Consider the following 6,418-nt stretch of genomic DNA (forward strand, 5'->3'; position numbering starts at 1 on the left):
ACCGAAGCGCGATAAAACATTTACACTTCTTCCTTGTCCTCTCCCTTCCAACCCGTTCCGGACGAGCCGCTCGCGGAGCCCACGCCGGAGATCCTCACGCCGGCGCGGCCGCCGGCGGCCATCCCGCGCGAATCTCCGGTCTTCGGACTCCTCGACGTCTTCCTCGTCTTCACTTCGGCACTGTTCTTGGTGCTGATCGTGCCGGCACTGGCTGTCTTAACCGCGCATTCGCTGCCGCGATACGCGGGCGTCCCGCTGACAACGCTGGCCAAGAACGCGGTCATCCTCGTCCCGGGTCAAACCATCGCCTATCTCTTGTTGATCGCATTCGTCCACATGTTGATGATCGCGCGCTACGATCGCTCGCTCGCCGAGGCCATCCCGTTCGCCTGGCCGCGCGAGCGCTGGGTAACGCTGGTGGGCGCGGGCGTGGCGCTCGCCTTCGCCATCTTGCTGCTGGGACAATTCCTTCCCATCCCCAAGCAGCTGCCCATCGACGAGTTCTTCAAGACCCGCGCTGCCGCCTTCGTCATGCTCGCCTTCGGCGTGTTGGTGGCGCCGCTGGTGGAAGAGTTGCTTTTCCGCGGACTGCTCTATCCCGTGTTGAACCGGCATCTCGGAGTGGTGGCGGCGCTGGTGCTTACCTCGCTCGGCTTCGCGCTGCTGCACGCCAGCCAACTGGCGCTGGCATGGGCGCCGCTGCTTTCGTTGTTCCTGGTAGGTTTCGCGCTCACCCTGGTACGCGCCCGTTTCCAGTCAGTGGCGGCCAGCACGCTGGTGCACATGGCGTATAACGCCACGCTGCTTGCCATCCTTTATCTGCAGACCGGCGGATTCCGCAACATGGACGCTCTCACGCGCTGAGTGCTACGCTACACCTTCCTATGCCGACTCCGCGCGCCCAATTGCTCACCCTGCTGGCGACCATGTCGTTCCAGCTCGGCGAGTTCAAGCTCTCGTCAGGCGGCACGAGCGATTACTACATCGATTGCCGGCTCACGACGCTTCACGCCGAGGGCGCGCGCCTTTCCGGACGCGTGGTCTATGACGAGATCCAAAAGCAGAAGTGGGAACCGCGGGCCATTGGCGGCATGACGATGGGCGCCGATCCTATCGTGGTCGCGGTCGCCATGCTCAGCTCGCAATTGTTGCAGACGCGCGCTCCAGCGCGAGTGAAGGGTCACGACGTCTCCGAGTATCTGGTTCACGGCTTCCTCGTCCGCAAGGCGGAGAAATCGCACGGCACCGGGCAGCGCATCGAGGGCTTCCGCGAGAAAGGTGCGCGCGTGGTCATCGTGGACGACGTCTGCACCACCGGAGCTTCCACCACCTCTGCCATCGCCGCCGCGCGCGAGCACGGCTTCGAGGTCGCCGGCGTCCTCTGCCTGGTCGAGCGCGAAGAGGCCGGCGGGCGCGCCGCCGTCGAGCAAGCCGCCGCTCCCGCCAAGTTCGTGAGCCTCTTCACCGCCAACGATATCCGCGCCGAACACCTGCGGCTGAAAGAAGCAGCGGCGACGCATGGCGCCCACTAAGGAGGTCTCATGATCGGAAAACTTTCCACCATCATGGTCGTGGTCAAGGACATGAAGCGCAGCGTGCAGTTCTACCGCGACGTCCTCGGCCTCCGGCTCGGCATGGAATCGCCGCAGTGGAGCCAGTTCGACCTCGGCAACGTCACGCTCGGCTTGCATCCCGAAGGCAAAGAGGCGAAGGTCGCGCCGACGACGGGCTGCACCTTCGGCTTCGAGGTGCAGGACCTCGGGATGGTGCTCGACAACCTGCGCTGGCAGAACGTGAAAGTCGTGATGGAGCCGCGCGACGAAGGCTTCGGCAAGCTCGCTATCGTCGCCGACCCTGACGGGTACCTGGTCCAGCTCTTCCAACCAGCGAAACAGGCGACACCCGCCGCATGATCAAGACCCTCGAATGGATAGACGGAGCGGACGCTGGGACAGACGGCGGGGCGACCCCCGCGATCCGCTTCATCGACCAGCGCAAGCTGCCGGTGGAAGAGGTCTACGTCACCTGCACCACTTATGAAGAAGTAGCGGACGCCATTCGCACCATGCTCGTCCGCGGCGCGCCCGCCATCGGCGTTGCCGCCGCGATGGGCGTCGCGCTCGGCGCGCGCAACCTGAAGACGGATAACCCGGCGGAGTTCGCCCGCCAGTTCACGAAGATCTGCGACGTCCTCGCCGGCACGCGTCCCACCGCCGTCAATCTCTTCTGGGCGATACGCCGGATGCGCAACAAGTTCGGCGCCGTCGCATCGCAGCGGGTCGCGGACATCCAGGAAGCCCTCATCGCAGAAGCGAAGGCCATCTATGTGGAAGACCTTGCCGCCAACGAAGCCATGGCCAGGCACGGCGCCACGCTCATGCCCAGTTCCGGCGGCGTGCTCACCCATTGCAACGCGGGCGCGCTCGCCACTGCCGGCGGATACGGCACCGCGCTCGGCGTGATCCGCATGGCCTTTGAGCAAGGCAAGAAGATCAACGTCTATGCCGACGAGACGCGCCCGGTGCTGCAAGGCTCGCGCCTCACCGCGTGGGAGCTCACCAAAGACGGCATTCCCACCACCGTCATCTCCGACAACATGGCCGGCGTGATGATGGCGCAAGGCAAGATCCAGGCCGTGGTGGTGGGCGCCGATCGCATCGCCGCGAACGGCGACGTCGCCAACAAGATCGGCACCTACTCGGTGGCCGTGCTGGCGCACGCGCACGGCATTCCGTTCTATGTCGCCGCTCCCTGGTCCACCATCGACCTCGAGACCAAAACGGGCGACAAGATCCCCATCGAGCAGCGCAATGCGCGCGAGGTCACGCACGTCGGCCAGACGCAGATCGCGCCCAACGGCATCGCGGTGGAAAACCCATCCTTCGACGTGACGCCGGCGAAGTACGTTGCCGCCATCATCACCGAGCGCGGCATCGCGCGCGCGCCGTACGAGCAGTCACTGCGTGAACTCGCTCCCGCCGGAGTAGCTAGGAGTTAGTAGCTAGAAGTTAGCGCAGCCGGGTTTTCGCTAACTCCTAACTCCTATCTACTAACTACTTCTTCGCGTTTGCGTTCCTTCCCGCCAGAGGATTACGATTCCCCTCTCGCATCGTTCCCCAAGGAGGCACCATGGGCATCGCCATCTCCCCCACCATCGACCCCAAGGCTTCGAGCTTCGTCGCTAAGACCGGCAAGATCCTGATCGGCGGCAAATGGTCAGACGCCGCCAGCGGCAAGACTTTCGACACTTACAATCCCGCGACCGGCGAAGTGCTGGCGCGCGTCGCCGAGGGCGACCGCGAAGACATCGACCGCGCCGTCAAGGCCGCGCGCAAGGCTTTCGAAGAGAGCGCGTGGTCCACGATGACCGCTTCCGAGCGCGGCAAGCTGATGTGGCGGCTCGCCGACCTGCTGGAGAAAAATCTCGAAGAGTTCGCCACACTCGAATCGCTCGACAACGGCAAGCCGCTCACCATCGCGCGCGCCGCCGACGTCCCTCTCGCCGTCGACCTGTTCCGCTACATGGCCGGATGGGCCACTAAGATCGAAGGCGCCACCTTCCCGATATCGGTCCCTTACGCGCCGGGCGCGAAGTTCTTCGCTTACACCAAGCGCGAGCCCGTGGGCGTGGTCGGACAGATCATCCCCTGGAACTTCCCGCTGCTGATGGCGGCGTGGAAGCTTGGCCCTGCGCTCGCCACCGGCAACACCGTCGTCCTGAAGCCGGCAGAGCAGACGCCGCTCACCGCCATCCGGCTCGGCGAACTCTTCGCTGAAGCCGGATTCCCCGACGGCGTGGTCAACATCGTCCCCGGATTCGGCGAGACTGCCGGCGCCGCACTCGCCGCGCATCCTGACGTGGACAAGATCGCCTTCACCGGCTCCACCGAGGTCGGCAAGCTCATCCTGCAGGCCGCGGCCGGCAACCTGAAGAAGGTCTCACTCGAACTTGGCGGCAAATCTCCGAACGTCGTGTTTGCCGACTCCGACGTGAAGGGCGCCATCCGCGGCGCCGCCAGCGCCATCTTCTTCAATCACGGACAATGCTGCTGCGCCGGCTCGCGCCTCTTCATCGAACAACCCATCTTTGACCAGGTGGTCGAAGGCGTGGCCGAGCAGGCCAAGAAGATCAAGGTCGGCAGCGGCTTGGAGGCCGATACGCAGATGGGTCCGCTGGTCTCCGCCGAACAGCTCGACCGCGTCTGCGGCTACCTGGAATCCGGATTGAGCGAAGGCGCGAAGGCGGTGACCGGCGGCAAGAAACACGGCGACAAAGGCTATTTCGTCGAGCCGACGGTGCTGGTCAACACCAACGACAAGATGAAAGTTATCCAGGAAGAGATCTTCGGACCGGTCGTCGCGGCCATCCCGTTCAAGGACCTCAACGAGGTCACCGCGCGCGCCAACGATTCCATCTACGGACTCGCTGCCGGCATCTGGACCAAAGACATCAGCAAGGCCCACCGCCTTGCCGAAAAGATCCGTGCCGGCACGGTCTGGATCAACTGCTACAACATCTTCGACGCCGCGCTGCCCTTCGGCGGATATAAGCAGTCGGGCTGGGGACGCGAGATGGGCAAAGACTCACTCGAGCTGTACACCGAAGTCAAAGCGGTGTGCGCGCAGATCTGATTGTTCTGCTTTGGGGCGCGGTCCCGCACTGCGGGGCCGCTTTTTCTTGCGCGTTACTTCTTCGCCTTCAGCGTATTGGTCCAATTGGTGACGAGCGTCACGTTGGCTACGCCGCCCTGGTCCACCGGCACCAGCGCCAGCGTCTTGTCACCGTCGGCGGTAAGGCTGGAGTACCTCCATTGCGCGATGTTCAGCTCGCCGAGCTGCGGCTGCGGTTTCCCGATCTCAAGCTCGCTCCCTTTCGCCACCATCGGGACCAGAAAATACTTGCCGGGAAACGCGAGCATGCCGAAACGTCCCTTTCGGTCCCAGCCAGCATTGAAGGCGCCGTTCGCGCTGACCTGCCACTTCCCACCCGGACCCGGGAACGGCGCCACGTAGACCTCGAGACGCCCCGACTCATCAGACGTGTAAGCGAACCACTTGCCATCGGGCGAGAAGTTGCCACTGCTCTCGTTCGCCGGCCCGGTCAAGAACGGAAACGCTTTCTGGTCGCCAGTGAGCGGCAGTATCCAGATGTCCCAACTCCGGTCTTTGGGATTGCGCTGCTGGAAGGCGAGATACTTTCCGTCCCAGGAGTATGCGTTCGGCGCATGCTCGCCGTCGCCTCCCGCCACCAACTCGCGCTCGCCGCTGGCGCCGTTGACGGGCTTCTCCGTCACCGTCCAGCGCCCTGCCCGGTTCAGGCCATAAGCGATCTTGCTGCTGTCGGGCGCCCACACCACTTGGATGGTGGTGCCGCCAAAGGTCAATCGGGTGAAGACGTCGCGCGTGAGGTCGTACTCCCACAACTCGACGTCGCCGGAACGAGGATCGGCGATGCGCGCGATGGCGTGCTTGCCATCGGGTGCGAGGTCCACCGTTTGGTACGTTCCTGGGGGACCGACCTTCCCCAGGTCTTTCCCGGTGAGCATGTCGTACCAGTTCAGCTGTGCTTTGCCGCCCTGGGCGCCCGCCTGGTAGACGAGCAAGCCGTTCGTCGCGGTGGTAAAAGTCCCGGTGCGGCGGATGGCGTTGAACTGCACGTCTTCCGCAATGGGTGTGGCTTCGCCCACCAACTTGAGCGCGCTCGCGTCGAAGCGCTGCGCCATCAGGTTGCCATCACGGATGAACAGCAGGTAGCCCGGTTCGGCGTAGATGGCTGCGCTCCGCTCGTTCAGCACCTTCGTGCTCTTCTTGTCCTTGAGCGAGACCACATAAACGCCTTCGTCGGCGGTGGCCCCGCTGGCGGAGAGCAGGAAGTAGAGGACGTGTTGGCCATCGGGCAGGAAGACGGGCACGCGGTGCGACAATCCCGCGCCCTGTCCTGCGACTTTTGTCAGTTCGGAGCGCGTGCCCCCGGCAGCGGGGACGGTGTATATCCCCTCGTACGGTCCGGGCGAGAATGCGATGACATCATCCACACTCCACGAGGCGCCGCGCCCGTCGGCGGCGTCGCAGATGGTCTGCACGGTGCCACCCTCCGCCGGAACTTTTTTTAGTTTTCCGTCAGCGAAGAAACCAACGTACTGGCTGTCTGGCGACCAGAAAGGATAGGTCGCTCCCTCGGAGCCGGCGAGCGGCTGCAACGCGGTCGAATCCAGCGAGCGGATGAATATCTGCAACTTGCCGCCCCCACCTCCGGCGATGGCCAGTTTCTTGCCGTCGGGGGAAAGGACGAGCGAGCCTTCGTTGTTCAACTGCAGCCCCGCGGGCAACGAGACCGTCGCCCGCATCACCTGCACCGTCGCTGGACGATGCGCGAACCAGCCACCGAAGCCTGCCAGGATGGCGAGCACTGCGGCGG

General features: G+C 64.3%; 6 protein-coding genes. 5 read left to right on the top strand and 1 reads right to left on the bottom strand.

All coding sequences use genetic code 11. From position 1 onward, the window contains the following. The first annotated feature begins 33 nt into the window (after positions 1-33). The 5 genes from M3P27_09840 (at position 34) to M3P27_09860 (ending at position 4,632) form a co-directional block, all read left to right on the top strand. Positions 34-864, top strand: a complete 831-nt coding sequence (locus M3P27_09840) for a CPBP family intramembrane metalloprotease (GenBank protein ID MDP9268607.1) — start codon at positions 34-36, stop codon at positions 862-864. Positions 865-884: 20 nt separating this feature from the next. Beyond that, positions 885-1,532, top strand: a complete 648-nt coding sequence (pyrE, locus tag M3P27_09845) for an orotate phosphoribosyltransferase (GenBank protein MDP9268608.1) — start codon at positions 885-887, stop codon at positions 1,530-1,532. 9 nt (positions 1,533-1,541) lie between these two features. Beyond that, complete coding sequence (locus tag M3P27_09850) at positions 1,542-1,913, top strand: VOC family protein (protein ID MDP9268609.1); 372 nt, start codon at positions 1,542-1,544, stop codon at positions 1,911-1,913. Further along, on the top strand, positions 1,910-2,998 hold the full coding sequence (gene mtnA / locus M3P27_09855; GenBank protein ID MDP9268610.1) for an S-methyl-5-thioribose-1-phosphate isomerase: 1,089 nt from the start codon (positions 1,910-1,912) through the stop codon (positions 2,996-2,998). Before M3P27_09850 ends, mtnA begins: the two co-directional genes overlap by 4 nt. A 131-nt stretch (positions 2,999-3,129) precedes the next feature. Beyond that, positions 3,130-4,632 carry an aldehyde dehydrogenase family protein gene (locus M3P27_09860; GenBank protein MDP9268611.1) on the top strand — a complete coding sequence of 501 codons (1,503 nt, stop codon included), beginning with the start codon at positions 3,130-3,132 and terminating at the stop codon, positions 4,630-4,632. 53 nt (positions 4,633-4,685) lie between these two features. Here the strand turns inward: M3P27_09860 and M3P27_09865 are convergent. Continuing rightward, the coding region (locus M3P27_09865; GenBank protein ID MDP9268612.1) for a hypothetical protein at positions 4,686-6,418 on the bottom strand (1,733 nt) is incomplete at its 5' end.

This window comes from Acidobacteriota bacterium (assembly GCA_030774055.1).
In the GTDB taxonomy this organism is placed as follows: domain Bacteria; phylum Acidobacteriota; class Terriglobia; order Terriglobales; family Acidobacteriaceae; genus JACPNR01.

What these genes read in the sequence shown, in the direction of transcription:
- M3P27_09850 (MDP9268609.1), top strand. Translation starts at nt 1,542, where the DNA reads ATGATCGGAAAACTTTCCACCATCATGGTCGTGGTCAAGGACATGAAG.
- mtnA (MDP9268610.1), top strand. Translation starts at nt 1,910, where the DNA reads ATGATCAAGACCCTCGAATGGATAGACGGAGCGGACGCTGGGACAGAC.
- pyrE (MDP9268608.1), top strand. Translation starts at nt 885, where the DNA reads ATGCCGACTCCGCGCGCCCAATTGCTCACCCTGCTGGCGACCATGTCG.
- M3P27_09860 (MDP9268611.1), top strand. Translation starts at nt 3,130, where the DNA reads ATGGGCATCGCCATCTCCCCCACCATCGACCCCAAGGCTTCGAGCTTC.